The organism is Streptomyces sp. 13-12-16, from assembly GCF_002114215.1.
GTDB lineage: Bacteria > Actinomycetota > Actinomycetes > Streptomycetales > Streptomycetaceae > Streptomyces.
In genome coordinates, this window is record NZ_NCTE01000320.1 from 21007 (window position 1) to 24083 (window position 3077).

Consider the following 3077-nt stretch of genomic DNA (forward strand, 5'->3'; position numbering starts at 1 on the left):
ATGGCGCTCCACACCTCCAGGCGCACGGTGCCGCCGACGAGGTCGCCCGGTGTGCCCGTGGACGCCTTGAGCCCGCGTGCCTGCGTGTACTCCTCCCATCCGGTGACCGGGTCGGTCGCGAAGTAGTGGTACGTCTCGGTCCGGTCGAAGCTGCCGTCGCCGGTGAGGTCGTAGCTGATCCGGGCCTGCTGGCCCAGCCCGACCGAGGTGCCCGCGTCCAGCTGGAGCCGGAAGGCGGTCGGCGCGCCCGGGGTGAGCGTGCCGTTGACGCCGCGTACCTCGTAGACGAGGGGCTGGTACGGGGTGCCGTCGTGGTTGGCGCCGCCGGCGGAGGCGATGGTGTCGCTGCCCGCCGTGCCGCCGGTCGCCGTGGTCAGGGTGCCACCGCTGCGCAGCTGGAAGGTGTTGCCGGTCGGCGGATCCGGGTCGGGGTCGGTCGACCCGGATCCGGTGCCGGTCGCCGTGGAACGGGCCGGCACGGACAGGGTCCTGCCGTCGGAGAAGGTCACGGTGCGGGCCGTCGAGCCGTGGTTGTGGGCCGCGTAGGTCCGGGTCGAGCCCTTGGTGAAGACGGCGGAGGTGGGGATGTCACCGGTCACGGTGGCGTCCGGGGCGCCGAGGGTGTCGAGGGTGGTGAGCCAGTGGTAGGTGTGCGCCTTCGACTCCCCCTGCTCCGGGGTGTAGCCGGCGTGGCCCGCGTCCCACTTCGCCCTGGCCGTACCCGGGTCGGCGAAGGACTGGAACTCCCAGAGGATGTCGCGCCATTCGACGGCCGGGCCGCCGTTCTCCCGTTCCATCTCGGCGATGTTGCGCCGGATCGCGGCCTTCTCACCGCCGAGGTGAAGCGAACCGCCGGTCACGGGAAGGACGTTGATGCCGTGGATCTCCTCGGGGTTGGCGGTCCACCAGGTGGCGTAGGCGGCGCCGCTGCCCCACACCATGCCGGCCGTGTCATGGCCGAACGAGGACGGGAAGACCTGCTCGTCGGCGTCGAACCAGTACTGGGCGATCGACTCCGACTCGGTGGTCAGCAGGAAGGTGCCGAGGTCGCGCAGCGAGGTGTCGCCGGTGGCGGAACCCCACAGGACGAGGGCCGCGCTGAGGTTGGTGGACTCGGAGGAGGACTCCTGGTTGTTGCCGGCGGCGAAGCCCTGGTGCCCGGAGGCCCAGCTGTGGCCGGCGTAGACGTCGAAGCCGCGCAGGAAGGGGTACGCGGTGTCGTTGCGGCTCGGGTTGGCGGTGTCCCGCACGAGGGTCTTGACCATCCCGCCCCAGGCGGAGTCCGCCGCCCACGCCGGGTCGTACTGCGCGACGATCGCCGCCGCGTAGACGTAGTAACCGTAGTGGAAGTGGTGGTCGTTCAGCTCGGTGTCGCTGCCGTAGGACGCGGGGTAGCCGGTGAGGGTCTTCCAGTCCTTGTCGTAGCTGAACTCGTTGGCGCCTCCCGCCGTGAACCAGTCCTGGAGCCTGCCCTTCATCAGGCCGATCATCCGGTCGCGGACGGCGGTCTCGCCGATCTGGTCGGCCACCGGCACGAGTTGGGCGAGGCGGCCGAGGGCCTTGCCGGTCCAGTAGGTGTCGGTGGCTCCGGAGAAGGGATCGGAGGCGTTCACGACGTCGTTGAGGTATCCGCGCAGCCGGGCGGTGTCCACACCGCTCGACTTCGGCAGCGCGGGCAGCACCGCGGACGCCTTCTGGCGCGTGGTGAAGGAGGCCGACTCGCGGACCTTCATGGTGCCGCGCGGCGAGACGTACGTGTACGAGGTGAGGGCGTCGGTGGTGTTCAGCCACTGGTGACGGTAGAGGGCCTGGAGCGTGCCGCGCTCGGTGCCCTCCTTCGCCTCGGTGGTGAGGGTGTACGTGGCCCCGACGGTGCCTCCGGTGTAGTTCCAGGTGACCTTGGAGCCGGTGACGAAGCTGTAGGCGTACTTCTTGAACGTCGCCAGCGCGTCGGTGGACGGCAGTACGGCGACGGAGAAGTAGTCCTTGGCGCCGAGGCCCGCGGTGACGGTGGAGCCGGATACGTTCCAGTCGCTGCCGGTCGGTGCGAAGAGCGCGTAGTGGTGCCCGGCGACGGTGATGCCGAGGACGTTGCCCTGGTCGGCGAAGACGGCGGGCGCGCCGGCGGTGGTGATCTGGGCGTTGCCGCCGGAGCCCTTGGCGTACACGAACGGGGAGCCGTGGCCGATGGTGGTGCGCAGGGTGCGGGCGCCGTCGGACCAGTAGGGGGTGACCGTCCAGTCGGACCAGTCGTCGGCCTTGGTGTCGGGGGAGTTGAGGCCGGTCAGTCCGATGGTGAGGTCGCGCTTGTGGGCGTACTCGTACTGGCGGCCGTCACCGACGATCGCGGGGGTCGTCGGGTAGCCGACGTCGAGCCCGCCGGCCGTGGCCTGGTAGGTGAGGGGGTGCCCGTACATGGGAGTCGAGTACGGGTTGTCGCCGTAGCGCTGGAAGGCGAGGGAGGACCACCAGTCGTTGGTGGGCACGGGCCGGTCCTTGGCGGCGGCGGTCACCTTGGGCGTGACCGGCGTCCCCGTGTTGGTGGTGGGGCCCGACGTACCGGGGGGCCGGGTGTCGGAGTAACTGCCCGAGCCTACGGGAACGGTGGCGGCGGCCGCCGGCGTGGCGGCCGGGCCCAGGCCGAGGACGGCGAGGGCCGAGGCCAGCAGCAGAACGGTCGCGGATCTGGTGCGTGGGGATGGCATGCGTCACCTCAAGTCGTGACAGGAGAAAGCTCTGAGAGCGCTCTCAGATGGCCGGAACGTAAAGCCCATGTAATGCACGTGTCAATGCATTGAACGCAACGGGTGACCCCCGGGCCCGGGATCCGTCATCTCTTCACATCTTGGCGGTGTGAGCGTGCTGCTGACGGGATCGTCGTACGACCGGCCCCGTTCCGGCACTTCCCGGGCCGCCGCACGCGTGCCCGGACCGCAACGAGGCCGAGGCCGCCGCCCGGTGCGCGGCGGCCGTCCCCGGGCCCCGGGCACGCCGGTGGTCCGACCGGGACGGCGTCGGCGTGCATGGGGTCACCGGGACCACCGTGGACACCCTCGTCACCGGCGGGGGCGGGGGCC

The 3077-nt window shown here is 70.9% G+C and carries 1 protein-coding gene; it reads right to left on the reverse strand.

What is annotated here, in order from left to right; all coding sequences use genetic code 11:
• Nucleotides 1-2705: glycosyl hydrolase (locus B7767_RS13670; protein ID WP_085572422.1), on the reverse strand; the 2705-nt coding region annotated here is incomplete at its 3' end.
• Nucleotides 2706-3077 lie beyond the last annotated feature (372 nt).